The organism is Eubacterium sp. MSJ-33 (genome assembly GCF_022174665.1).
In the GTDB taxonomy this organism is placed as follows: Bacteria; Bacillota; Clostridia; order Lachnospirales; family Lachnospiraceae; genus Coprococcus_C.
Map to the genome: position 1 here is coordinate 1,689,179 of NZ_CP076562.1, position 24,313 is coordinate 1,713,491.

At 44.6% G+C, this 24,313-nt stretch carries 27 protein-coding genes; 2 read left to right on the forward strand and 25 right to left on the reverse strand.

Annotation, left to right across the window (positions count from 1 at the left end; all coding sequences use genetic code 11):
* Positions 1 to 6: 6 nt before the first annotated feature.
* The 17 genes from dnaX to KP625_RS08055 form a co-directional block, all read right to left on the reverse strand.
* Positions 7 to 1,647, reverse strand: coding sequence for a DNA polymerase III subunit gamma/tau (dnaX, locus tag KP625_RS07975; protein ID WP_238297133.1), 1,641 nt, complete (start codon positions 1,645 to 1,647; stop codon positions 7 to 9).
* Between the two features lie 15 nt (positions 1,648 to 1,662).
* A complete protein-coding gene (locus tag KP625_RS07980) occupies positions 1,663 to 2,667 on the reverse strand; it encodes an SCP2 sterol-binding domain-containing protein (protein WP_177969665.1) in 1,005 nt (334 codons plus the stop codon).
* A gap of 178 nt (positions 2,668 to 2,845) precedes the next feature.
* Complete coding sequence (locus tag KP625_RS07985; protein ID WP_238297134.1) at positions 2,846 to 3,085, reverse strand: hypothetical protein; 240 nt, start codon at positions 3,083 to 3,085, stop codon at positions 2,846 to 2,848.
* Positions 3,086 to 3,164: 79 nt separating this feature from the next.
* A complete protein-coding gene (locus tag KP625_RS07990) occupies positions 3,165 to 4,415 on the reverse strand; it encodes a DUF6382 domain-containing protein (RefSeq protein ID WP_238297135.1) in 1,251 nt (416 codons plus the stop codon).
* Positions 4,393 to 4,731, reverse strand: a complete 339-nt coding sequence (locus tag KP625_RS07995; protein WP_238297136.1) for a hypothetical protein — start codon at positions 4,729 to 4,731, stop codon at positions 4,393 to 4,395. Before KP625_RS07995 ends, KP625_RS07990 begins: the two co-directional genes overlap by 23 nt.
* 26 nt (positions 4,732 to 4,757) lie before the next feature.
* Positions 4,758 to 5,480: a TadE family protein gene (locus KP625_RS08000; protein ID WP_238297137.1), complete on the reverse strand. Its 723-nt coding sequence runs from the start codon at positions 5,478 to 5,480 to the stop codon at positions 4,758 to 4,760.
* 149 nt (positions 5,481 to 5,629) lie between these two features.
* On the reverse strand, positions 5,630 to 7,111 hold the full coding sequence (locus KP625_RS08005) for a DUF5702 domain-containing protein (protein WP_238297138.1): 1,482 nt from the start codon (positions 7,109 to 7,111) through the stop codon (positions 5,630 to 5,632).
* 22 nt (positions 7,112 to 7,133) lie between these two features.
* Complete coding sequence (locus KP625_RS08010; RefSeq protein ID WP_238297139.1) at positions 7,134 to 7,307, reverse strand: Flp1 family type IVb pilin; 174 nt, start codon at positions 7,305 to 7,307, stop codon at positions 7,134 to 7,136.
* 28 nt (positions 7,308 to 7,335) lie between these two features.
* Positions 7,336 to 8,685 carry a type II secretion system F family protein gene (locus KP625_RS08015; RefSeq protein WP_238297140.1) on the reverse strand — a complete coding sequence of 450 codons (1,350 nt, stop codon included), beginning with the start codon at positions 8,683 to 8,685 and terminating at the stop codon, positions 7,336 to 7,338.
* A 2-nt stretch (positions 8,686 to 8,687) separates the two neighbouring features.
* The gene (locus KP625_RS08020) at positions 8,688 to 9,416 is read right to left on the reverse strand and encodes a type II secretion system F family protein (protein WP_238297142.1); all 729 of its coding nucleotides are present in this window, start codon (positions 9,414 to 9,416) and stop codon (positions 8,688 to 8,690) included.
* On the reverse strand, positions 9,397 to 10,650 hold the full coding sequence (locus KP625_RS08025) for a CpaF family protein (RefSeq protein ID WP_238297144.1): 1,254 nt from the start codon (positions 10,648 to 10,650) through the stop codon (positions 9,397 to 9,399). Before KP625_RS08025 ends, KP625_RS08020 begins: the two co-directional genes overlap by 20 nt.
* A gap of 14 nt (positions 10,651 to 10,664) precedes the next feature.
* Positions 10,665 to 11,528 (reverse strand): hypothetical protein, encoded by an 864-nt coding sequence (locus tag KP625_RS08030; protein WP_238297145.1) that lies wholly within the window; start codon positions 11,526 to 11,528, stop codon positions 10,665 to 10,667.
* Positions 11,518 to 11,943 carry an A24 family peptidase gene (locus KP625_RS08035; protein WP_238297147.1) on the reverse strand — a complete coding sequence of 142 codons (426 nt, stop codon included), beginning with the start codon at positions 11,941 to 11,943 and terminating at the stop codon, positions 11,518 to 11,520. The genes KP625_RS08030 and KP625_RS08035 overlap by 11 nt, the downstream gene beginning before the upstream one ends.
* A 388-nt stretch (positions 11,944 to 12,331) precedes the next feature.
* Complete coding sequence (locus KP625_RS08040; protein WP_370641339.1) at positions 12,332 to 13,492, reverse strand: TIGR01212 family radical SAM protein; 1,161 nt, start codon at positions 13,490 to 13,492, stop codon at positions 12,332 to 12,334.
* Positions 13,486 to 13,977, reverse strand: coding sequence for a tRNA (uridine(34)/cytosine(34)/5-carboxymethylaminomethyluridine(34)-2'-O)-methyltransferase TrmL (gene trmL, locus KP625_RS08045; RefSeq protein WP_238297149.1), 492 nt, complete (start codon positions 13,975 to 13,977; stop codon positions 13,486 to 13,488). Before trmL ends, KP625_RS08040 begins: the two co-directional genes overlap by 7 nt.
* Positions 13,971 to 15,149 (reverse strand): pyridoxal phosphate-dependent aminotransferase, encoded by a 1,179-nt coding sequence (locus KP625_RS08050; RefSeq protein ID WP_238297151.1) that lies wholly within the window; start codon positions 15,147 to 15,149, stop codon positions 13,971 to 13,973. Before KP625_RS08050 ends, trmL begins: the two co-directional genes overlap by 7 nt.
* Positions 15,146 to 15,628, reverse strand: a complete 483-nt coding sequence (locus tag KP625_RS08055) for an Lrp/AsnC family transcriptional regulator (RefSeq protein WP_238297152.1) — start codon at positions 15,626 to 15,628, stop codon at positions 15,146 to 15,148. Before KP625_RS08055 ends, KP625_RS08050 begins: the two co-directional genes overlap by 4 nt.
* A 296-nt stretch (positions 15,629 to 15,924) precedes the next feature.
* On the opposite strand from KP625_RS08055, the gene KP625_RS08060 reads away from it, so the two are divergent.
* Positions 15,925 to 16,548 carry a hypothetical protein gene (locus tag KP625_RS08060; RefSeq protein ID WP_177970285.1) on the forward strand — a complete coding sequence of 208 codons (624 nt, stop codon included), beginning with the start codon at positions 15,925 to 15,927 and terminating at the stop codon, positions 16,546 to 16,548.
* A 3-nt stretch (positions 16,549 to 16,551) separates the two neighbouring features.
* Here the strand turns inward: KP625_RS08060 and KP625_RS08065 are convergent, their stop codons facing one another.
* From KP625_RS08065 to tmk, 8 genes are all read right to left on the reverse strand, one after another.
* The gene (locus tag KP625_RS08065; RefSeq protein WP_238297153.1) at positions 16,552 to 17,859 is read right to left on the reverse strand and encodes an ATP-binding protein; all 1,308 of its coding nucleotides are present in this window, start codon (positions 17,857 to 17,859) and stop codon (positions 16,552 to 16,554) included.
* Positions 17,860 to 17,863: 4 nt separating this feature from the next.
* A complete protein-coding gene (locus tag KP625_RS08070; protein WP_238297154.1) occupies positions 17,864 to 19,102 on the reverse strand; it encodes an AI-2E family transporter in 1,239 nt (412 codons plus the stop codon).
* Between the two features lie 46 nt (positions 19,103 to 19,148).
* The gene (gene rsmI / locus KP625_RS08075; protein WP_238297155.1) at positions 19,149 to 19,985 is read right to left on the reverse strand and encodes a 16S rRNA (cytidine(1402)-2'-O)-methyltransferase; all 837 of its coding nucleotides are present in this window, start codon (positions 19,983 to 19,985) and stop codon (positions 19,149 to 19,151) included.
* Positions 19,986 to 20,006: 21 nt separating this feature from the next.
* Positions 20,007 to 20,765 carry a tRNA1(Val) (adenine(37)-N6)-methyltransferase gene (locus tag KP625_RS08080; protein WP_238297156.1) on the reverse strand — a complete coding sequence of 253 codons (759 nt, stop codon included), beginning with the start codon at positions 20,763 to 20,765 and terminating at the stop codon, positions 20,007 to 20,009.
* On the reverse strand, positions 20,755 to 21,696 hold the full coding sequence (locus KP625_RS08085; protein ID WP_238297157.1) for a PSP1 domain-containing protein: 942 nt from the start codon (positions 21,694 to 21,696) through the stop codon (positions 20,755 to 20,757). Before KP625_RS08085 ends, KP625_RS08080 begins: the two co-directional genes overlap by 11 nt.
* A complete protein-coding gene (gene holB / locus KP625_RS08090; protein ID WP_177971343.1) occupies positions 21,693 to 22,694 on the reverse strand; it encodes a DNA polymerase III subunit delta' in 1,002 nt (333 codons plus the stop codon). Before holB ends, KP625_RS08085 begins: the two co-directional genes overlap by 4 nt.
* 65 nt (positions 22,695 to 22,759) lie before the next feature.
* Positions 22,760 to 23,206 carry a YaaR family protein gene (locus KP625_RS08095; RefSeq protein WP_370641340.1) on the reverse strand — a complete coding sequence of 149 codons (447 nt, stop codon included), beginning with the start codon at positions 23,204 to 23,206 and terminating at the stop codon, positions 22,760 to 22,762.
* Between the two features lie 85 nt (positions 23,207 to 23,291).
* Positions 23,292 to 23,921, reverse strand: coding sequence for a dTMP kinase (gene tmk, locus KP625_RS08100; RefSeq protein WP_238297158.1), 630 nt, complete (start codon positions 23,919 to 23,921; stop codon positions 23,292 to 23,294).
* Positions 23,922 to 24,064: 143 nt separating this feature from the next.
* Here tmk and KP625_RS08105 point away from each other — a divergent pair, with 143 nt between their 5' ends.
* The gene (locus tag KP625_RS08105) at positions 24,065 to 24,283 is read left to right on the forward strand and encodes a DUF1858 domain-containing protein (protein WP_021984775.1); all 219 of its coding nucleotides are present in this window, start codon (positions 24,065 to 24,067) and stop codon (positions 24,281 to 24,283) included.
* Positions 24,284 to 24,313 lie beyond the last annotated feature (30 nt).

The following is a 24,313-nucleotide window of genomic DNA, read 5'->3' on the forward strand; positions in this document are numbered from 1 at the left end:
TCCTCCTTATTCATGCATTTCTATATCATCAAACACGATTCTGCTCAGATCCCAGTCTTTCTGCAGTTCATGTGCTTCTTCTCTGCCTTCGATCTTCCGGAATGTCACACGCACCTTACACTGTGCCATATCCGTAAGCTGCTCACCAAGTTCATCAAGCTTATCCTGATTTGCGAAATATGATATTGCCAGATCGTTGTCCGGCGTATCTGCTACCACAAGTTCCAACGTACCGGATTCCCTTCCGGCAACAAGCGACGCCTGTCTGTAATAATGCTGCACCAGTCTCGGACCGCGTTTCCCTATCGTCTTCCATGCCTTCGCAATCAGGAGCAGATCCTCGTATTCAGCCTGTGGGTATTTATCCCGCAGATTTTGTTTAATATGTTCCGAAGAATCACCCACCGGAACAGCCGGCTGCTGTACAACCACCCCATCTGCGGGCTGTGTAACCGTCATAACAACCGGATGTGCCTGCTGTTCTTTTAACAATTCCTTTGTTTCGGCAAGCTGTTTTTCCAGAAGTTCAATCCTCTGGTTCATGCCTTCCACATCGTACCGCATTTCCGGTTTGCAGAGCTTGATAATTGCCAGCTCTAACATGACACGTTTCGATGATGTGTACGTGATTTTTGCTGACGCATCCTGAAGTACATAGATCGCATGCATCAACGCATCTTCATTTGCATCCTGCGCAAGCGCAATCATCCGGTCTTTTGTCTCCTGATTGACTTCCATCGTCATGGAAGTATCAATTGATAAAACCAGGATATTTCGTATAAATCCTGTAAATTCATTTACAAGCTGTAACAGATCCTTCCCCTGCCAGATTGCCTCATCAATGATCTTTAACGCTCCGACTACATCGCGTTTTTTCAGGTTCTCGAATAATTGTATATAGACTTCAACATCCACGGCACCAATCGCATCAAGCACTTTATCGAGCGTCAGTTCTTCTCCCATATGATAGGAGATACATTGCTCCAGAATACTTAATCCGTCTCGCATGGAGCCATCTGCGGCACGTGCCACATATTCGACCGCTTCTCTTGTTGCAGGAATATTCTCCCGGCTCAACAGCTCCTGTAAGCGATCCGCGATTACTTCCAGCGAAATTCTATGGAAATCATAGCGCTGGCATCGGGACATGATTGTTGCAGGAATCTTGTGAGATTCTGTCGTTGCCAATATAAATATTACATATGATGGCGGTTCCTCCAATGTCTTCAGAAGTGCATTATATGCAGCGTCCCGAAGCATATGCACCTCATCAATGATATAGACCAGATATTTTCCGCTTGACGGAGAATAATTCACCGAATCCGTAATCTGACGGATGTTATCAACACCATTATTACTTGCCGCATCAACCTCAATCACATTCATGGATGCCCCCGCTGCAATCGCTTTGCAGCTCGCGCACTCATTACACGGACTTCCATTTACCGGATGCTCGCAATTAACTGCTTTCGCCATAAGTTTTGCGGTTGTAGTCTTTCCGGTACCTCTGGTTCCGCAGAACAGATATGCATGTCCGACACGGTCATGAACAATCTGATTTCGGATCGTCGTTACAATATGTTCCTGCCCTTTGATCTCCTCAAATGCGTCCGGTCTCCACTTCCGGTATAATGCCATGTATGACATAAACTGCCTCCAACCTTATATATGGAAAATCTGATCCAGCATCCGAAGTGTCTTAAAATTACCTTTCGCGGTAATCTCTCCTGACATAAAGCCTTTTTGGAAGCTGTTCTTTCCAGTCAGAATATTGCGTAGCATCGTACTTGACGCTTTCAACTTGACATCGGCTTCCGTATCGGCGCCATATCCGCACTGCAAGACTTTCCCTACATGTATCACTAAATTCTTTCCCATATCCGGAATTATAATTACATAACTTGCTGTAAATCCAGCTTCCGGATGGAAATTCTTATAAAATCCTTCTACGATATCATCTTCATAAATACTTGGCGGTTCCGGACTTTCCTCCTCATCTCCAAGCATCTGCTTGAACATCGCTGCGAGTTCTTCGATATCCTCTTTTTGCTTCTTCACATATCCATCATCTGCCACAAACTTAGAAAGCTGTTCACTCTCCTGTGGAGTCAGATTGATATTATTCTGCTTAATCAACGTGTTTTTTACAGCAGTGTTACTCGTCGGCAGTTTCATCGCTTTTTTATTAATCAGGCGATAGAAGTCTTCAGATTTTTTCTCGATCAGATTCAGATACCGGCTTTCCTGTTCCAGCACATCTGTGGAATCCACATAAGTCGCAATGCCGGGCTCCGAAATACCACCCAGTACATCCCATGCTTTCCGCAAAGACAGTTCCGCATCCTGCTCGCCATAGGCAGTCGCGACGACAACTGGCATCATATAAAGTGATGCAATCTTCTCCTTGTCTCCATACAGCCAGCACATATCCAGAAACTGCTGCATATATCCGCCAATTCCGAACCACTCCAGACTCGCTGCAAGAATAACTCCATCACAATCCTTTAATGTGTTGGGGAGCGTTGCAATTCCTGATTTGTCCTCGTACATATTATATCTTGTTACTTCTACCCGAAGCTCCTGAAGCACCTGAATGATCTTCTCCACTACAAAGAGTGTTGGATCCTCCAGCAGCCCCCGGCCTCCGTAATATACATTTATCTTCACCGTAACACCTCATACATCCACTGCCAATTTGTATTGCATGCTACAAAAACGCACACTCTTACTATACCAAAAACAGGGGGTAAATACAATAATTGCATAGAAAAAAGCATATAGAAAAATCCACACCGTTCTCAACCGTGAAAACGATGTGGATCTTATGTTTTAAAAATTATTGATTTTACGCCTCTGGTTTTTCATTCGTGCTGCTGCCAGATACGATATCATCAATCAGTCCATCTGAATGTTTCCGTATCTCCCGATTAAGCTCTCTGACTTCATCTATCGTCTGACATTTGTCTGTGGCAGTTGTTATCAACCATGTTATAAACTGTAATTGCTTATTTGTCATTTCTTCTACCATGCCTGTCACCTCCGACAAGTCCTTTCCCTGATTTCGTTTTTCTACTGCGTTCACCACGAGAAAGTACATCCTTGATTTTCAAGTTTCCTTAGTGAACATAGTATATCACATTCGTCTTATTTTACCTAGTTTTTTCTCACGCGATAAAAAACTCTTCATTTGCAAGCCCCACCACATCGCCTTTTTCTAACTTCTGCTGATTCATTGGCGGAATACGTTTTGTATTGATAAATGTTCCATTTGTTGAGTTCGCATCCTCAATATACAGACCATCCGACCTGTTAAAAAGCCGCGCATGCACACGGCTGATCTGTGTTGTCGTGACACGGTAATCCGAAGTCTTATCCCTTCCTATGGTGAGCGACTCTATATCCGCCGGAATACGAAATGCTTCCAGCGCACCATTCGACAGCGGTACCAGCTTCATGCCTTCTTTCTTTTTCTCTGTCTGTTGCAAAGCCGGCAGATATGTGGCCCCGCAATCCGTCCTCTCATCTGTTTCCGCCAAAAACCCAACGGCATTTTCCCTTTCATGCATTTTATATTCCTGCATTGCCACATCCGATTCATCTCTCTCATCTTTTTCCCGCGCGGTCATAATCGCAAGCACGATCAGAGCAGACAGCCACACAATTCCAAATATTGCGGTTCCTGTCGTCCCATCAAAGAACAAATATTTAATAATCAGGGCGAGTGCTGCACCACCAGCTAGCGCATACAGAAAAAAGCGCTTAGAGAAAACAGTATCGACCGATTTTTCTGCTTCACGCAAAGGTAACGCTGCACTCCCAGCATCTTGGCATGTATAGGTATATACTTCTTCATCTGCATTTTTATCCGATTCCAACAATGTGAAAAAAGCACTTATATCATTCCACTCATCTGCAAGCACCTGATGACACTCATACAGAAATCGTTCTCCCGCCCGGTCGCCATGATCAAACCGTGGCATCAGATATTCCAGAAATGCCGCAATCTGTTCTTTCAAAGGTTTCTGATATCCTGGCACACACAACAGGCGTATTTCTTCTTTTTCTGTATGGAAAAACAAATACTCCACACATACTACCAGATCTGACGCATCCAACAGATACTTTTCCAGCATCTCTGCCTGCTTTACAATCTGCACCAGAATCTGTCTGAGCCAGTCTCCTGTCATCTTTTTTTGCTGCAGCATCGACTGCAATCCATAACAGCTCTTCGTATTATGTGACATCCATACCACTCCGTCACTGCATATAAAAGATGATGGTAAAATATATGGCAGCTCGTTCTCGACAAGCATTCTCACACGATACAGATACCCTTTTTCTTCCAGTTCCTGCATCGTTCCGACCTTTGCATCTATATAATGATAAATTCCCTTATTCCCAAACAATATTTCCATACACCTGCCACCTTCTAAGTCTGTTGCTGCACACACCCACTTCTGTCACAAATACATGTCCTTCTTTTTCAAACCGACACAAACCATCTGAGATTACCGCATGCGTTGCCTCAGATTCTTCATTTTTTCGCATCTGCACTGAATTTTCCTTCCACCCTCCTTTTTCCTGATATGTATAGATTACGCTATATCCATCCTGTTGTACCAGCCCGTCCCTTATCGTATCCACGAACAGAAAAATCACCATAATCAATATACTGATTATGACCGGCATAATTATACTTAATTCCACAACCGAGCTTCCCTTGTTATCCATTTCCAAGCCTCCATATTCCACTTTACCTACTCTGTTCCCCCACATCGGGAACACGGACCAAGTCCCTGCACCTCACTTTTCTTTTTCCGGTATATGGTTCTTTTTAACCCACTGCACTTTATACTACTGTGATACCGTTCACCTTCACTTGTTATATACACATTTGTTCCCGTCTTTTCCGTTCCGCAAAATGCACACGCATCATAACCACCGTTTTTTGCCATCTCCAGAGAACATGGTTGTATCTGCAATGATAAATAGGAACATTGGCGCGTCAGATGATATACTTCCTGATTGTCCGTCACATAGACATATTTCTCTGCCGTATTCTCTTCTGCACCCTTCTTTTGCCAGTCCGCACCCGTGTACGCACGTTTTTTTATCTCAAAAGAACGTGCTCCCATATACTTCATATCGTAATCAACCCGCAATCGGACATAGCAGCTGTCTGTATTCATTGTGCTACCCCAAAATGTAATTCCATGCACACCCTGTTTTACATATTGATTTACACGGTCTGTATCATCTACATACTTCGGAAACCGCAGATACGCAATCGCTTCATTACCACCATCCATATAAGCAAGCTCCGACATATATTCTGCTGTCTCTGCTGCCGCCTCATAAATCTGTGCTTCCACAAGCACACTTTGAACGATTAAAAACAATGTCACCATCGCCAGAAGAAATATTGGTACAACAAATGCCGCTTCCAGAGATGCACTTCCTTGATCTGTCTTTTGTTGCATAGAAATCTCCTTTCCATATTGTTTTCCGGGGATTCCCCAGGTTACACGAATGAAATTGTTCGCTTTGGCCAGCACCCGGAGAGGATTTTTAATTTCTTTTTTTCCTGAGGAATCCCCGGAAACCAATACGCAAAGGTTTCTATCACAAATTAATATGCTGTACTTTGATGATAGCGGAATGTCTGTCCATTAAAGCTGCTTTCAAAATCAGCCGAAAATCCCACCGCAGCATTTTTTATTTCAAATTCCTGCTCAGACTGTCTGGTATTTATCTGGATCAGATCTAACATCCGTGCAGTGACACCCTCTGCATCCAGCGCCTGCAAAATTGTAAGATACGCCTGATAATCCAGTCCATCTTCATCATCCTCTGTCTTTTTTGACAGGCTTTCTCCTATATGTTCTATATCTGTGATCCATGTATCCGCATTTTTTGAAAACGGTGCTTTTTTACCGTCAAAAAGCACACGTACATCTGCAATTGATTCAATATATGCCCAACAGCCCGCAAGAAAATATTTCAACGTCGGTATCAGATACGGTGCTGCCCATGCGATTGCCGTTGCAAGTTCCTTCAGTTTTTCCATTTTATCCGGTTGTTTACAAAGGCTGATATAATTAACAGGAAATCGAATTCCAATCATACGATTTACCACTGATCTTAAATTCTCATAATCGGATGGTTTTCCTGCAATCAGATATTCCTGCTCATATGTAAGCACTGCCGTCTCATTTTTTTCCTCCTGATATGAGTTAAACACCTGACCGGCATATACAAGCTCTGCACCTGTATTAACCAGCGAATCCTGCCAGGATCCAAGTGCCTCCAGTCCATCTGACATCCGCTGCATGTTGTCAAAATCACGATCAATCTCCTCATAATATGTAAACACCCGGTTTAACATACGGCTCGGAGCATCTTCCAGTTCAACTGTCGTCATCGACACTGTTTTATCCTCCGGCAAAACCAGATTCAAAATCATACTGTTTGACAACTTTTTAGTATAATCTCTTGGATCTTCCGATTGTTTCCACGATTGCAGCTCATCTGATTCCATGTCTTCCCGTTCAGGCACATCCGGCTCAACATCTGTTTCCTTTTCAGTGATGTCGTCCACAACATCTTCCGGTTTCTGCGCTCCATCTTCTGCATCTTTCATATCTTCTTTTAGTTCTTCCGGCAATGTTCCATCCTGTCCACCTGTTTTTTCTCTAATTTTATCCACGCACAACTCAATTCCCTGTTCCGCCGCCGCATACACCATATAATCCTTTATCTGCTCTTTGAAAGCCGCACAGTTATTATCTGTAAGCATCTCCATATCCGTGATTGCAACCTGTGTATCCGCATATCCACTGCCAAGCTTATCCACAAATTCCTGTTGTAATTGCTCCTCCAAATACGCCTCCCCTCTTCCACCTGCTGTTTTATCAAAAAGGAGAATATGATAATGTTCAAATATATAGCTGTTATAGCAGGCTTTTATATCCGACATGGAAAGACGGCTCGCAATGACCGTTTTGGATTTCGCTGCCGATAACACAACAACCTGTATCACAAGCGTGATCAATACAAGCATAGCGGCTGTTATCATGCTGATAAAAACAACGATTCTTCCTCTGTTATTCATATTCTCCTCCATTTTTCTTTTTCTACGAATATACTTTCTTTGCATCCTTGTTAATGGATGTCCAGATGGATTGCACCAACGTGGTAATCTGTTCTTTAAAAATCAGCGCGAGTCCCACGAGCACAACCACTATAAGTAGCACTTCAACTACTCCCATTCCGTCTTCCTCTGTCCAAAAACGGTTCCATATATCCATGTGTCTCACATCCTTTCCACTCTGTTTCCTATAATCCCGCAAATGCCGGATAAATAATAATGAGTATGACAAGAACTAACAGTACAATCATTGGGAACAACAGCTTCGTTGATGCCTCCTCTCCTTTTTTCTTTGCAAGCTCTCTTCGTTTTTGAAGTGCCTGCTGCAATTGCTGTTCCATCAGATTTCTAAGGTCTTTTGTTCCCATGCGAATATGCTGGCTGATCTGTTGCAGCAACCGGGAATATTCCGGCAATTCCAACCGTCTTCCGAGCTGCTCATACACGAAACTTTCCTCACCTCCGGTATCCAACTGATGCACAGCATATTCCAACTCTCTTTTTAACAAATTATCTTCTTTCATCTCTGATATAATGTGTCGAATTCCCATCTGTACTGTCATTCCTGAACCAAGCAACAACCACAGGCTGTTCACAAAGGACGCATATTTTCCGATCAGCACACTGTTTCTTTTTTTTCGTTCCTTTCTGTATTTTTCATGCATCCATACCGGCAGCATTCCTACCAGCAAAATTCCAAAAAAGACCCATGTCATCGCCCATTTCCGTTCTTGCCTCTGCAACGAAATATCCACTCCTGCAAACTGTTCCGGCAATCGTAAGTTCTCGTCTGTTCTGGTTTCTTTTTCTATCCGCTGAAGCTCCTCTTCCGCCTGTTCTACCGCATCTTTCCTACGCATATCACGCACCACAGATACAGGAAATACATGTTCTACCATATATGTCCGATATGATATTTCTACTGTCAGCAGCACAAGCACTGTTCCTTCTATTTCCTCCAAATCAACCTTTCCATAGGGCGAGACAACTGCCGGATTGTCTGATTTCCATGTATAAGTAAATACGCCTGCCTCATCCTCTGTCGGCAAAATCAAAGGTCCAGTCACATGATCTAAATCCGGATTATCTCCCAGGATTTTCATTTCCAGACCCGTAATCTGTGTCTGTGCTTTCTGATAAAATTCGTTCTCCGTATACTCCCTTGGTGCAACCTCTATTGTATATGTATAATCTTTGTCATCGACCGATAGCCGGATATCTTCTGTTTTCACTTCACCGTCATACGATTCCCTCTTTACAATTCCTGCTTCAAAAACGGATCGGCGTTCGTTCCATATCATTCCCTCAGCAATACAGGTACTAACAAAAAGAATTATGATGGCAGCCCACACCATCTGTTTTACACATTTTCTTACAATTGCCTCTGCTTCCTGCCTTGGAATCACCCGAACCGCCTGTATCGTTTCCCGCATATGTCGAAACTGCTTTATATCACCATCTTTGTATTTACTAAAATGGATTCTTGATAGAATTGCCAGGCCGAGAAGCCCAACCTGTATTAATATGCAAACTCCCATTTTTACACCTCAATTCGAATAATTTTCTCAACCCACCATGCGCATATACCAACTGCCAGCAAAATCCCCGTCATCAAGACGCGTCCCGCAATCGTGTCATACAGTACGCACATATATTCCGGATTTGTGATTTTCATAAAAGCTAATATTCCAAACGGAACGATCAGCATAATTCTTCCTTCCAGTCTTTTTGCCGCTATAGTTGTCTGTATCTCTGTTTCCACCAGTTCCACATCCAGCATATTCGCAGTAAGCTGCCGGATCAGATACGGAATATTCCCTCCATACCGTTTTGCCGTCTCCAGCCTATTTGCAAACTCCATAATTTCTTCTATCCCGCTTCTTTCCGCCAGATCTTTTAGCATTGTCTCCACTCTTTTTTTGCATGTAATCCCGCGGATCAACACCAGCAATTCCTGATTCATAAGCGAAAATGAAGTTCCGTTCGATTTCTGCACCTGAACCAATGCATTTTCCAAAGAATACCCGGCATTCAAATTCCCTGACACCAATGTCATAACATCGCAAAATTCCTTTTTTAATTGACTTTTTCTGCGTTCAATGCAGAAATCCATCGTCATTTTAAATGTGGCCGGAGCCAGAAATACAATCATCCAGCTTCCCCACCATGCATCATAAAACAAATAACCGGCACCACTGCTTATTCCCAGACTGATCCCTGATACAAACAGCCAAAAAGAAATGCCTGTTTTATACTTCCGATAATCCACAAACCGCCTCCTCGAAGACGCCCATAAGTCCGGCATTCTGCAGTTTTTCCAAATACATCAGATCATGTATCTTATGAAGCATTCCCTGTACTTTCCCATTCCTTATACCGGATTCCCTAAATTCAAATAACGAATTTAACTTGATTTCACCTTGTTCCATACCGTTTACCTCACATATCTGTATTACTTTTCTGCTTTTATCCCGCAGCCGGCTCACATGGATTACAATATCAACCGCCGAAGCAATCTGCCTGCGTACCGCCAAGAGCGGGATTTCCATATCCAGCAGCACCATCGTTTCTAATCGCGTCAGCATATCCTCCGCAGAATTTGCATGTCCTGTAGAAAGAGAGCCGTCATGCCCCGAGTTCATCGCCTGAAGCATGTCTATCGCCGCAGCATCACGTACCTCCCCCACGATAATTCGATCCGGCCGGAGTCTTAAACTCGCCTTAATCAGATCCCGTATCGTGATTTCGTTTTCACCTTCGAGATTCGCCATCCGTGCCTCCATCCGCACAAGATTTTCCACCCCTTGTATCTGAAGTTCCGCCGAGTCCTCGATTGTTACGATTCGCGCATCCTTTGGCACAAAATCACTTAAAGCATTGAGCATAGTCGTCTTTCCGGAACCAGTTCCACCAGATATAAAAATGTTATAGCCTGCCTGCACCAAAATCTGTAACACTGCCGCAACTCCCGCATCCAGACTTCCCATCGCAATCAGTTTTTCCATAGTGATTCTCTGCTTGGGGAATCGACGGATCGTGATGATCGGCCCACCCAGTGAAATCGGTCTTGTGACCACACATACCCTTGATCCATCCACCAGCCGCGCATCCACGATTGGATTTGCAGCATTGATACGACGGTTACAATCTCCGACAATATGCTGGATCACCGCTTCCAGTCGTTCTTCCGATGAAAATCCTTTTTCAAACCGTGTCAATGTCCCACCACGTTCCACAAAAATATCCGACACACTGTTGACCATGATCTCCGTTACACTTTCGTCTTCTAAAAGCTCTGTCAGAACATCCAGCCTGCGTAAGCTGTTGAACAACTCAACCCGCAGTCCAACCTTTTCTTTGAGCGGTACATATTGCCCCTTTGTTTCCTCTGCAATACACCGGTCAATCATTCTGGCTATGTCTTCATCCGCCATTTCCTGTGCCAGATCCAATTCTGATGTTATGCGCATCTTCAGACGTTCCCGCAAAGACTGCAGTTCCATTTCCTTTACCTCTCTTACATTCCTGTCAATGCTTCTGCATTCATTTCTTCCCGGCTGATATATTGCAGACCGGGAAGCACCACCTGTTCCTGCTGCAGCATCTGTTCAAATACCTTTACCTTCTTCTCTGAAACTGTATCCTTCAAAACCGGAACAAACACCTTGTCAAATGCCTTTAACACTGCATACCCTGCCAATACCAGCCCTCCTATATCAAACACGACACGTTCATACAACCGCCGTTTTTTTATCTCCTGCTGCATCCATTGAATGTCCTGTGCTTCCATCTGCCGGATATCCTGAAAACTTTCCGGTGGTGGCAGCTTATGGCACCCCTGCTCCTGCAAATACGAAAAACACTCCTCATTTCGACTCTTCATACAGTAAAGCACCCAGCTTCCAATCCCGCCTTCCTCCATCTGTGCGGGGATTCCCTCCCAGTTTACATACAGGCTATTCGGATATCGCCTGCACAAATCCCTTGCAAATGTTGTTTTCCCACATCTGCCAAGCGGAGAATACACTGCCAGAAATACGCCATCTTCTATGCCGCATTCCCTGTCCACATCCAGTATCTTCAGCATCGCCTCTGTCACTTGTTCTGCACTTTGATATCGAAAAAGATACCGGTCTCTGCCGATATTCTCCCGTTTTGTTGTAAGGACCAGCACCGGACACGCTTCTGCATCCAGGCAATCCTCATAAGAGTCTCCGACAAGAAGCAGCGCCGGTCTTTCCCGTTCCCGAAACGCCTGATATACCACAGGATTCGAGAATACATACAACTGGATCGGAATTGTCGCCCGCAGATTCAGATACTCCATCAACGCTCTTTGATATGCCGGATCTGAATCCAGCAGACATACTTTATATGCCAATTCTCACACCTCCCATCACACTCAACATAACTCCCAGAAAAACAGGAACCGACATATGCAGCTGCCTGCCCCACACTCGGATCTTTTCGATTTCCGTAAAAGATTTATCCCTGCATAGCCACGTGATATATATCATGCGGCATACCGCAATCACACCCGTCATAAAGCAGATACAAAGCAATGCCTCCCAGATCCGGTTTCCGACAAATGTACCAACCGCACCAACCAGTTTTACATCACCGGCACCCAGGACGCGGATCGCAAATAATCCAAATAAAACCACAACTCCAACCAGCATTCCCCGTCCGCTTTCCACAAGCCCTTCCACTCCATGCGCATACCACTGTGCCAGCAGACCATTTCCTGCCATCCAAAAACATAATCGATTTGAAATTTTATATGTGCTAAGGTCCACTACGACCGCACCCAACAACCATATACCAAGTACAAGTTCCCAGATTGCGCACCTCCTTTTCCGTGTTAAACACTGTTAAAAATCATGCAGTTTTCCAACCAATTCATTCTCCCGGCTTATAAAATTCCTAAAAAAGACAGAGTTTAATACACGCATAGTTATTCACAAACTCTGCAAATTCTTTGTTGGGTATTTCCATTGAAATTCGTAAAATGAATAATTGGAAAACTTTATGATTGTTACTTAAAAGACTGTGACCGAACTACGCCAGAACAACGATTCTCGACCACGAGCTGACTATATCATGACATGATAAAATTTGTAAAGTGTAATTTTGGAACATTTGCGGGAACCCGCATAAATACTAGAAAAAATGGGCAAAACTTTTTTATTTTGCCCATGTACCCTGTTCTCTTTTTTCGTTTTTCATCTTCTGGTGAAGAGTATTTAACACCTGCCGTTTGTTTCCTGACCAAAGCGGTGCGACCAGAATATTTTTTGGTCCATCTCCGGTAACACGATGAATCACTATATCATCCGGAATAATTTCCAGACATCGGATAACAAGTTCAATATACGCATCCTGTGACAACACTTCAAACTCCCCTGCTTCATAATCTGCACACAGATCCGTACCACGCAGTACATGTAGCAGCTGCAGTTTGATACCAAACGGCTTTGCCTGCTGCCCACATGTATACCGTACCGTCGCGAGCATATCCTCTTCTGTCTCGTCCGGCAGTCCTAAGATCACATGCACAATATATGGAATATTGTTATCGGTAAGTGCCTGAACCGCAGTCTCGTAAACAGAAAGTGAATACCCCCGGCGGATGTATTGCGCAGTTGTTTCATGCATCGTCTGCAGTCCAAGTTCAATCCAGATGAATTTGCCACGTGCGGCATATTCTTTCTGTAGTCTTCCGAGCATCGAAATGATTGACTCTGCATCTTCAGACGTATTCCCTGTTACAGTCATCTCCGTCTTTTTCGCCTCAACGATTCCTCCCGGAACGCCCAGACAATCCGGTCTTGTCGCGATGCTGATTCCGACGACGGATTCCTCTTCTAACGCCTCCCGCCAGATACGTTCCAGATATGCCGGATCTCCATACGTGTTTGTGTATGCCTGAAAATAGATGATGAACTTCTCTCCAACCTTCTTGTGGAACTTCGCCATTCCACGTTCCATCTGCCGCTTGACATCAAGCGTTTTGCGCTCCACATCGACGCAGCTTCCCCGACGCTCATATTCCTTATGATAGACCTCTGTCGATGCACCGCCCCGGCCATCCCGCTTCGACCGGTGTTCGTACACGCTTCCGCCTTCAGATACACCACCCGCAATCGGCACTGCAAAATCGCCGCTTCCCCCGGCACTACAAAAAATACACCCACGTTCACCAAGTGTACCATCGCGGTTTGGGCAGGTAAGTCCTGCATCAACCGCAATTTTGTACACCTTCTGTCCATAGGTGTATTTCATATATGCATCCAATGAATAATACGGCTTATCCAGCCATTTTTCCTGTCCCATAATCTCTACCACTGAAAATGATGCAACTGTCCTTCTGTCTCTAATCCCGGGAAATCCAACTGTCTTAATGCCTCGTACAACACAATACCAACCGAATTTGATAAATTCAGGGAACGCTCGCCCGGCATCATCGGGATACGCACACAATTTTCTTTGTTCCGAAGCAGAATTTCCTCAGGAATTCCTCTACTCTCAGCACCAAACATAATAAAGCAGTCATCCTCGTATTTCACATCCGTGTATTTCTGCTTTGATTTCGTCGTTGCCATATAGATCTTCGAGTCCGGATTCTTCGCAAGAAAATCATCGTAATCATCATAGCGTGTCACATCCAGACGATCCCAGTAATCCAATCCCGCGCGCTTCACCATCTTGTCATTCAATAAAAATCCGAGTGGCTCGATCAAATGCAGACGTACCCCCGTTGCCACGCAGGTACGCCCAATATTTCCTGTATTTGCCGGCATTTCCGGCTCATGTAATACTATGTTTAACATGTCTTTTGCTCTCTTAACCGTCCAATAAATCTCTCTAATCTTCCCATTGCTTCTTTGAGCTGCTCGATTGAGTATGCGTATGAGATACGCAGGAAACCTTCGCCACAGTCACCAAACGCGGTGCCCGGCACGACTGCCAACTCCTCCTCACGGAGCAGTCTTGTTGCGAATTCGTCACTCGTGATGCCAAACTCCTTAATGCACGGGAATACATAGAATGCACCATGCGGCTCAAAGCATGGAAGTCCCATCTCCTCGAACTTTTTCAACAAAAACCGACGTCTTTGGTCATAGGACTTGCACATCCGCTCAATGTCCGCATCACCATTTTTGATTGCCTCGATGGCTGCATACTGGCTCGTCGTCGGTGCACACATAATTGCAAACTGATGGATTTTTGTCATCTGATGCGCAATCACCTCCGGTGCAAGCGCATAGCCAAGTCTCCATCCGGTCATCGCATACGCTTTGGAAAAACCGTTGATGACAATCGTCCGTTCCTTCATGCCCGGCAGGGATGAAATCGAGCAATGTTTCTCGCCACCATATGTAAGCTCTGAATAAATCTCATCGGAGATCACATAGATATCCTTCTCCTGACAAATCTTCGCGATCGGTTCAAGATCCTCCTTCGTCATTACCGCCCCTGTCGGATTGCTCGGAAATGCAAGGATTAAAATCTTCGTCTTATCTGTGATTGCTGCAAGCAGCTCCTCCGAAGTCAGACGGAACTGATTCTCATTTTTCAGTTCAATCGTAACCGGCACAGCCCCAATCAACTGTACACAAGGCACATAGGATACATAACATGGCTCCGGGATAATAACCTCATCCCCCGGATCAAGCATGGCACGAAGCGCCACATCAATACCCTCGCTACCACCGACGGTCAGCAATGCCTCGGTCTTGTAATTATACAATACGTTATATTTTCTCTGATACCATTTACAGATTTCCTGACGCAACTCAATCAGTCCGGAATTCGAGGTGTAAAATGTCCGTCCCTTTTCCAGCGAACGGATACCCTCGGACCGAACATGCCAAGGTGTATCAAAATCCGGCTCACCAACACCGAGTGAGATTGCATGTGGCATCTCGCTTACAATGTCAAAGAACTTCCGGATTCCAGATGGCTTAATCTGTTCTATCGTTTTTGACAATGGATTTCTCACGGTGCAATTACCAACCTTTCATCCTGACTTGGTGTCTGGAAAATGACACCATGGTCTTTATATTTTTTCAGTACAAAGTTCGTGGATGTAGCAATAACATCCTCGATAATTGCCAGCTTTTCGGATACAAAATGCGAAACCTCCCGCAAAGTCTTTCCCTGAATAACAACCATAAAGTCGTATGCACCTGCAATCAGGTAGACAGAGTGTACTTCATCGAAATTTCTGACACGATCCGCGATTTGGTCAAATCCCGCTTCTCTCTGCGGTGTAACCTTGACTTCGATCATGGCTGTTACCATTTCCGCTCCAACCTTATCCCAGTCAATCATAGTATGGTATCCACAGATGATGCTTTCGTCTTCCATCGCTTTGATATCCGCGGCCACCGCGGCTTCATCCGCGCCGATCATCGCGGCAATATCCTTCACTGTCAGTCTGCTGTCAGTTTCGAGCAGCTTCAAAATTTCATTTCTCATCACATCTACCTCCTGATATTATTTACAACGTATAGAAATATTATATATTTTTTCACGTTGCATATATTCTTTCCAGTACCATGCTTTGGCATTCTCCGCTTTCTAAAGGTTGAATTTCCCCAATTTCCATGATACATTGAAACCATACAGTATTACAAATTAGAATGCAGAGACAAGCAATCCAACAACCATGGCAAATACCAGTACACCACAGATGATTGCTGCAATTCTCTTTGTTTTCTTTTTGTTGCTGAAATCAAATAACATGAATTTTACCTCCCGAAAGGATTATTTTTATGCATTATATTACTATTATCATTTGTTCTTCGTTTTTGGCTTTGTGCTTCACCGTTACGCGCAACGTCTCCCGATTCAAGAAAACACACGGTCTAAGCCGTGAGAATCTTCTCGAGCGCGAATCCGAAGCAAATTCCGTGCGGAAAGCAGACATCTCCGACCTTCCTTATATCAAGATTCCACTCGATACACTTCCGCTCCCTGCTCTTTCTGCATGCAATCATGCCGAACTTGCAAATGAACTGCGCACACTGGCAGAGAAAAAAATCTTAAATCTCTCTATGTACACAAATACCGATCTGAAATTGATGTACGGTCCTGCCAATCTGGACACATTATCTGCCTGCGATGACGCCTATGCCAATCTAATCCTGCTCCTAAACCGGATTGGGCAGACGCTGATTGACGCAGATGCCACAGCCGATGCCGAGCAATTTCTCGCCTATGCGGTTGCCATCGGATCCGACATTACAACCAGCTATACCATGCTCGCAGCCATCTATGCGGATGCACACGACATAGCACATCTGAATGAACTGATTCACAAGGCAGAAGCAATTACATCTCTGTCCGGCAAGACAATTCAAATTAAGCTTCATTCTATCAAATCTGAACTGAAATAGCAATCATGCTTTTCCAGCAAGATAATTCATAAACTGCTGTGCCGTACGTCCGGATACACCTCCATGGGAAAGTTCCCATTTATTTGCTTCCGCCAGCAATTCCTGCTCTGAAAGTCCGATTTCTGGATGTTTCTTCGCCAGACCAAGTACAATATCATTAAATTCATTTCTTGACGGACGTGAATAGCTGATTGTCACACCAAAACGGTTGACTAAAGAAAGCTTCTCCTGCATCGTATCGGAACGATGCATACCGTTATCAGTCTCAACATCATCACGGTCATTCCATGTCTCCTTAATCAAATGTCTCCGGTTTGAAGTTGCATAAATCAGCACATTGTCCGGCTTTGTCTCGAGTCCACCTTCAATCACTGCTTTCAGATATTTATACTCTATCTCGAATTCTTCAAAAGAAAGATCATCCATATAGATAATGAATTTGTAATTTCGATTTTTCACGTGGGAGATCACGGCCGACAGATCTTTAAACTGGTGCTTGTAGATCTCGATCATACGCAGTCCCTGCTCATAGTACTGGTTGATAATTGCCTTGATACTCGTCGATTTTCCCGTACCGCTGTCACCAAACAGCAGACAATTGTTCGCCTTTTTTCCAAGCACAAATGCCTCTGTATTATCCACCAGCTTTTTCTTCTGGATCTCATAACCGATCAGATCATCAAGCATTACCTTATCCGTATTTGTAATCGGGATAAATTCCAGCTCCTTACCCTCATCATGGCGGATGCGGAATGCCTTGTTCAGGCCGAACATTCCAACTCCATACTGTTTATAAAAAGCGGTCATGATATCAAAGATTTCATCCACACTTTCTGCCGCACTCACGCGATCACTGATATCTCGCACCTTCTCACTGACATTCTGATTGTACATCTGTTCCTTCTTCGGCAGTGATTTATAATTCGTGATTGTTGTAAAACAATTGATACCGAGATCTTCCTCAATCGGAGTAAAATCAAAATGGAACAACCGTTTGAAGATGGCGTAGTCATTTTTTGCAAATGCATTGACTGATCCATCTCCCGCACCAACCTTCTCGCAGGTAAGTGTAAATGAATTCTCGTTTGTAATCAGCAAAAACGCCAGGTAATCCTGCCACAGGTTTCGGTTGAATCCATAGCTGGTTGCCACATCCAAAATCCGCTTGATCTGCTGGTAAATCCGTGTAACCAATTCCTCCTTGGTACTCGTTTTCTTCTCCCATGCTTCAAAAATATCCGCCATGGAATACAAGATACTGTCTTTTCCTAAATCACGATATAAAACGAGTCCCGGCACTTCTTTGTACATATTGTTACATCTCCTTGTTTTGTTTTTTACTGTCCGCTTTTTCGTCTTTTGTTTTCATTGCAAACAGCCGCCTGCCTGCCGATTCGAGTGGCACTACATCGTCCGGCACCTGTTTTTCATCGACATCAATCTCCCGTTTTTTTATTCTCCGGTACACAATCGACCGAAAATATGCATAAAGCACAGACACAAGCGGAATGAAGATAAACATTCCGACCACACCCATCAGGTCCCCACCGGCAATCACAGCCAGAAGCACCCAGATTGCGGGCAGATTAATGTCTCCGCCGACAAGCTTCGGATAGATAAAATAATTCTCTATAAACTGTAATATAAAGAACAGCAGCACAAACCACAGCACCTGCTTCGGATCGACAACCAGAAGCAGAAAGCACCCGATAAAAAGTCCTATAAATGCACCAAAGACCGGTATCAATGCCGTAAATGCAATCAAAACACCTATCGTGAGCGGATATTGTATGCCCGCGATTGCCATTGCAATCATGAACATGATGCCGAGGATGATACCCTCGCGGAACTGTCCGGTAAAAAACTTGGAGAATGTCGTACTTGCAATCTTGCCAAACACCATCAGCTCATCTGCCGCCTTTTCCTTGAACAACGCATAGATGACAAGCTTCGTCTGTCTGCCGAGTTTCTCTTTCTGTGCCAGAATATATGCAGAAAACACAATCCCAATAAATATATTTATGACGGTTCCAATGATGGAAGAGAAAATAGAAACCGTCGCTGACATGATTTCTCCACCGTTATCATTAAAAAACGAGAATATCTGGTCAAAATCCGGTTCAATCCCCGCAATTTTCTCCGATATGGCCGGAATATTCTTTGTGTATGCAAGCGCAAGGTCTTTTGCCCGGTTTACAAATCCTGGCAGAAGCTCTTTCACTTTTCCGACGGTATCCGCAACTTCCGGTACAACTACAAATAACACAAGTGCTATAAAAAGCAGCGCCGCAATATACGTAAGTACCATGCTGATTGGACGGCGGAAACGATACAGACGGTTTTTTTCATTCTTAAAAATTCCCTGTTCAATTCCGCGCATCGGAATGTTCAACACAAATGCAATCCCGCACCCGATTAAAAATGGAAGCAGTACAGAAAAAGCCATACTGAAAAATCCGCTTATAATATGCAGATGATTGACTACAAATATCAAAAGTACCGTAAATGTAATAATCGCAAGTATCAATTGTACCAAATGTTTTTTGTCTTTCATTCCTTTTCCCTTTGAACCCTGTATTTACTTTCATCCGAAATCCGGATTATAGGCATGCTGCATAGACATCCCGCTTGGAAATACCGCGATCCTTTGCAACCAGCTTCATCGCTTCTTTTTTATCGATTCCCTGCTCAAGATACATCTGCAAATGTTTTTCAATACTCATTGTTTCCCACTTTTGATGTGCTTCCGTCTCGATTGCCTCCCATGACAATCCCTCAATCACAAGAATACATTCGCCCTTTGCTTCTTCCACGGCATAAAAATCGACTGCTTCCTGCAAAGTCGTCTTCCAAAATGTCTCATGTTTCTTCGTAATCTCCCTGCAGACTGTAACCGACCGGTTTCCAAGTGTACCAAGCAGCTCCTGCAACGTCTTCTTCAGCCGGTGTGGTGCCTCATAAACTACGATCGTGCGTGTTTCTTTCGCCAGTACCGCAAGCACCGCCTGCCGTTCCTTCTTGTCCATCGGTAAAAAAGCTTCAAATGCAAATCGTCTGGTTGCCTGTCCGGATGCAATCAACGCATTGACCGCAGCGCACGCGCCCGGTACCGGAACCACCTGTATCCCAGACTCATAACACTGCCTCGTAATCTCCTCCCCGGGATCTGAAATACCCGGTGTTCCGGCATCGGTAATCACTGCGATATTCATTCCCTGGAGAAGCTTATCCACAAGTACCTGTGCCTTCTCGTATTTGTTATGTTCATGATAGCTTGTCATCGGTGTCTTGATGTCAAAATGATTGAGCAGCTTGATACTGTTTCTCGTATCCTCCGCCGCAATCAGATCCACCTCTCCAAGCAATCGCACCGCACGGTAAGTCATATCTTCCAGATTCCCGATTGGTGTTGCGATCAAATACAATATTCCTGCCATCTGACTATCTCCATCTATCCGTCAGGCATCTCCATACCGTGTCAGAAGATCCTCGGTATAAGATCCGTCTTTTTTATATACAACCAGCGCCGGTTCCACTTTTAACATCGACCGGCCACCTTTATTTCCTTCGATCAGAACCATATTGGGTTCCTTGTCCGCATATGGCTGCACCATACATAACCGTTTGGGTTCGATATGATATGCCGACATTAGCCGTATAATCTCTGCCAGCCGAAACGGTTTATGTACCATCGCAAATGTACCGCCTTCACGAAGCAGATATCCCGCCGCCTTCACTACATCCTCAAGTTCCATCAAGATCTCATGCCGGGCAATATTCTTCGGCGAATTTTCATTTTCCAGGCCATGATTTCCTTTGATATATGGCGGATTGCTCGTGACCGCCGAAAAACTCCCCGGTTTAAAGCGTTCACGCACCTGCCGCATATCCCCTTCTACAATGGAGATAGCCTCTTCGAGACCGTTCATCTGCACACTGCGTTTGGCCATATCAGCACTGTATGCCTGCACCTCTAATCCGGTAAAATGTCCGCCCTTTCCCCGCGCCTGCATCAGCATCGGAATTACGCCGGTTCCGGTTCCGAGATCGATTACATCTCCATTTGGCGCACCCGTTGCAAAATCCGCAAGCAGCACAGCATCCATACCGAAGCAAAATACATCTTTGTTCTGTATGATATCATAGCCCCGGCACTGCAGATCATCAATCCGTTCTCCCGGTTTCAGCCATTTTTCTTTCTCATCCTTAGTCTTCATCGAGCTTTGACTTTCCTTCCCTGCGTTCCAGGCTTTCCAGCTCCTTCAGTTCTTTTTCGGACGCGCCTTCATTACCGCCCTTCTTGCCATGACCGCCTTTGGATCCACCCTTTTTCTTCGGTTTAAAACGCAGTTCATCCACCTTGTACTCTTCAATTTCAAATGTGTCGTCTTCCTGTGCAACCTTCAGTTTTACTTTCTGGCGAAGTACACTGACCGCTGTTACCTCTCCGGTTTTTCCATCAAATGTTTTTACAACATCGCCAACATTCGGAAGCTTCTTGTTCAGATATTCATATGTTTCCTGCTCATGCGACAGACAGCACATCAGTCTGCCACACACACCGGAAATCTTGCCCGGATTCAAAGACAGATTCTGTTCCTTTGCCATCTTGATCGATACCGGTCCAAACTCAGACAGATGTGCATTACAGCATAACTGTCTGCCACAGATTCCGATGCCACCAAGAATCTTTGTCTCGTCCCGCACACCAACCTGTCGCAGCTCGATACGTGTCTTAAACACAGCCGCCAGATCTTTTACTAATTCACGGAAATCCACTCTGCCGTCGGCAGTAAAATAAAATAACACTTTACTGTTATCAAACGAATACTCTGCACCGATCAACTTCATTTCCAGACCGCGGTTTGCGATTTTTTCCTTGCAGATCTCCATTGCCTTTTTATTCTTTTCCAGATTTTCTGCGTGTTTCTTCTCATCCGCTTCCGTTGCAATACGAATGATCGGCTTTAACTCGCCCTGTAATTTCGTCTCATCCACTTCTCTGCGTCCAAGCACAACCTTACCGAATTCCACACCATGCTGTGTCTCCACGATTACGAATCTGCCCGGATCAATCTTATAGTTGAGCGGATTAAAAAAATATATCTTTCCATTTTCACGGAAACGAACTCCGATTACCTCTTTCATTCTTCTGGCGATGCCTCCTCTTTCAAAGTTAGAAGCAACAGTTCCATTGTCACCTCAAAATCCGCATTGGCAAGCAGTCTCTGCTCTGCCTTTGCGATTGCATCAATCTTGTCTTCGATGCTCTTAAATGTCAGATTTCCAGCCTGCTTCTTCAAGGTTGAAAACTCGTTCTTAAACAGGATCTTGTCAACATTTCCGGTCACCTTCAACATCATTGCATCCCGGTACCACATCATCATCAGATCCATATAATCATTCATCGACAGCTTAAACTGCTCAATATCTGTAACCGCTTTCCCAAGCGTCTCAACATCCATCTCGTCAATGTGTGTAAGCACATTCACCACGGAATCCACGATAGACGCATACTCATCATTTCCGGCAAGTTTAATTGCCTTGCCAAGATTTCCCTGTGCAAAATCAAGGCAGAAATACGCCTTCTCCTTCGTGAGTCCCATCACCCCGGTCAGATATGCCAGTACATCACGCTCCCGAATCGGCTTCGTCTGCAGTTTCAGACACCGGGACTTTACTGTCTCAAGTAATTTATCCAGATTCGTTGTGAGCAGCAGAATCACCGCATATGCCGGTGGTTCCTCAATTGTTTTCAGCATTGCATTCTGCGCCTGTACATTCAGTAGTTCCGCATCCGGGATAATATAAATCTTGTATTTCCCTTTATATGGTTTGATGTCAATCGTATTTATGAGCTGGTCACGAATCTCATCAACAGAGATCAGATTCGGCTTCTCATGCGTCACCTGAATAATGTCCGGATAATTTCCCGTTGACATCTGAAGGCAGGATGAACAGCTTCCACATGGCTCTGTGCCACCCTCTTCACATTCCAGCGTCTCCGCAAATGCATTCGCCAGCGCTTTCTTACCACTGCCGGCATCACCGCTTATAATATATGCATGTGCGACATTTCCAGTCTCAATACTGCTTTTAAAATGTGCAATTATCTCCTCGTGGCCCACTATTCCTTTAAATCCCATAGCGTTCCCTCACTTTCCTTTTATTTACGGGAATCGTCAGACAACGATATTCCCTCTTGTCTTACTTACGTTGTTATATCAATCAGCAATCCACGGATATCATCTATTTTTCCGAGTATTGCAAGATGATCTTTCTCTTCTTTCATCAGTTCCTGTGCCAGATCGTCCAGATTCTTATCCACCTGGCGGATGATGCCGTACACACGGTGTCTGCCCCGGCGGTCCAGGAAATTCTCTCTTGAAAACTCATGTGCATTTGCCGCAACCTCATTCATAAATTCCTTGATGGATGTGCGGTACTTTTTCATATCCTTGATATCCATGTGCTTCGCGATTTTCTCGCCCTGCTCTTCGATATCTTTCATCAGCCCGGAAAGTTTCTCTTTCAGGTCTGCTTTATCAATATTCCGGATGAGAGTAAATTTGAACTCTTCATCCAAAGCCTTCTGGCTTTTCGGTGCTTCCATCTGTGTCAGCTGCTGCAATTGCGATATCTTGACATTGTTATCCACTTACTCTCCTCCTCTCTGTATCTCTTTTTAACAGAACAATTCAAACTGCTGTTCCCGGCGGATTCCCATCGAACGGCGTTACAGCTTACCTTGCCGCAAGCAATTTTTCTACCCGCACAACAATCTCCTTATGAATCGACTCAATATCCTGCGTTGCATCGATTGTTACGATTCTCTCCGGTGCAAGCACTGCCAGATCCCGGTATCCCTGCGCTACCTTCTCATGAAACGCTGTAGACTGTGCTTCCATACGGTCCAGCTCTGCGCGCGATTTTGCCCGGGCAAGTCCGGCCTCGGCAGACAAGTCCAGATGAATCGTCAGATCCGGCCAGATATTCTGCATCGCAAATCCGTTCAGTTCATAAATCCTCTGCACACCAAGTCCCCGTGCAATCCCCTGATAGACTGCAGACGAATCCACAAAACGATCACTGATCACAGCCTTTCCTGCATCCAATGCCGGTTTAATTACCTGAGCCACCAGTTGTGCTCGTGCCGCCGCATACAAAAGTGCTTCGGTCCGGTCATCCATCTCAGCATAATCCTTATTTAAAAGTATACCTCGTATTGCTTCACTGATCACCGTCCCGCCCGGTTCCCGCGTCACAACAACTTCCGCGTAACCGTGCTGCATCAAATGTTCTTTTAACTTCAAAATCTGCGTCGTCTTTCCGGAGCCATCCGGCCCTTCCATCGTCAGAAAAATACCCTTCATTTGTTCCACCTGTTCCTTCGCATAGCTATTTATACTATACCATTATTAAACGGATTTTACCATAGATTTTTTCTTTCTTATATGTTATACTTAGTTGTGTTTTGCGAGATAAGCAAAACAGATTAATAAGGAGGTCTTATATTATGGCAAAACAGATTGATAAATCTATGTTAATTCATGAAATTATCGAGGTTGACCCTGGCAATGCCGCAATCCTTATGGCTGCCGGTATGCACTGCGTTGGATGTCCGTCCGCTGCAATGGAAAGTCTGGAAGAAGCATGCATGGTTCATGGAATGAACTGTGACGAAGTCATCGCAGACATTAACGCATATCTTGCCAAGAAAGAGGCAAATGCATAAATAACATGCGCGGCAAGTGAAATTCCACCT

Coding starts and splice junctions, on each gene's coding strand:
- trmL (WP_238297149.1), bottom strand. CDS start 13,977: ATGTTAAACATAGTATTACATGAGCCGGAAATGCCGGCAAATACAGGA.
- KP625_RS08005 (WP_238297138.1), bottom strand. CDS start 7,111: ATGAATAACAGAGGAAGAATCGTTGTTTTTATCAGCATGATAACAGCC.
- rsmI (WP_238297155.1), bottom strand. CDS start 19,985: ATGGCAGGAATATTGTATTTGATCGCAACACCAATCGGGAATCTGGAA.
- KP625_RS08055 (WP_238297152.1), bottom strand. CDS start 15,628: ATGAGAAATGAAATTTTGAAGCTGCTCGAAACTGACAGCAGACTGACA.
- KP625_RS08085 (WP_238297157.1), bottom strand. CDS start 21,696: ATGAAAGAGGTAATCGGAGTTCGTTTCCGTGAAAATGGAAAGATATAT.
- KP625_RS08105 (WP_021984775.1), top strand. CDS start 24,065: ATGGCAAAACAGATTGATAAATCTATGTTAATTCATGAAATTATCGAG.
- KP625_RS08065 (WP_238297153.1), bottom strand. CDS start 17,859: ATGTACAAAGAAGTGCCGGGACTCGTTTTATATCGTGATTTAGGAAAA.
- KP625_RS08070 (WP_238297154.1), bottom strand. CDS start 19,102: ATGAAAGACAAAAAACATTTGGTACAATTGATACTTGCGATTATTACA.
- tmk (WP_238297158.1), bottom strand. CDS start 23,921: ATGAAGGGTATTTTTCTGACGATGGAAGGGCCGGATGGCTCCGGAAAG.
- KP625_RS07995 (WP_238297136.1), bottom strand. CDS start 4,731: ATGGATAACAAGGGAAGCTCGGTTGTGGAATTAAGTATAATTATGCCG.
- holB (WP_177971343.1), bottom strand. CDS start 22,694: ATGGGATTTAAAGGAATAGTGGGCCACGAGGAGATAATTGCACATTTT.
- KP625_RS07990 (WP_238297135.1), bottom strand. CDS start 4,415: ATGGAAATATTGTTTGGGAATAAGGGAATTTATCATTATATAGATGCA.
- KP625_RS08025 (WP_238297144.1), bottom strand. CDS start 10,650: ATGGAACTGCAGTCTTTGCGGGAACGTCTGAAGATGCGCATAACATCA.
- KP625_RS08015 (WP_238297140.1), bottom strand. CDS start 8,685: ATGGGAGTTTGCATATTAATACAGGTTGGGCTTCTCGGCCTGGCAATT.
- KP625_RS08060 (WP_177970285.1), top strand. CDS start 15,925: ATGCATTATATTACTATTATCATTTGTTCTTCGTTTTTGGCTTTGTGC.
- KP625_RS08080 (WP_238297156.1), bottom strand. CDS start 20,765: ATGAAGACTAAGGATGAGAAAGAAAAATGGCTGAAACCGGGAGAACGG.
- KP625_RS08000 (WP_238297137.1), bottom strand. CDS start 5,480: ATGCAACAAAAGACAGATCAAGGAAGTGCATCTCTGGAAGCGGCATTT.
- KP625_RS08010 (WP_238297139.1), bottom strand. CDS start 7,307: ATGGATATATGGAACCGTTTTTGGACAGAGGAAGACGGAATGGGAGTA.
- dnaX (WP_238297133.1), bottom strand. CDS start 1,647: ATGTCATACATGGCATTATACCGGAAGTGGAGACCGGACGCATTTGAG.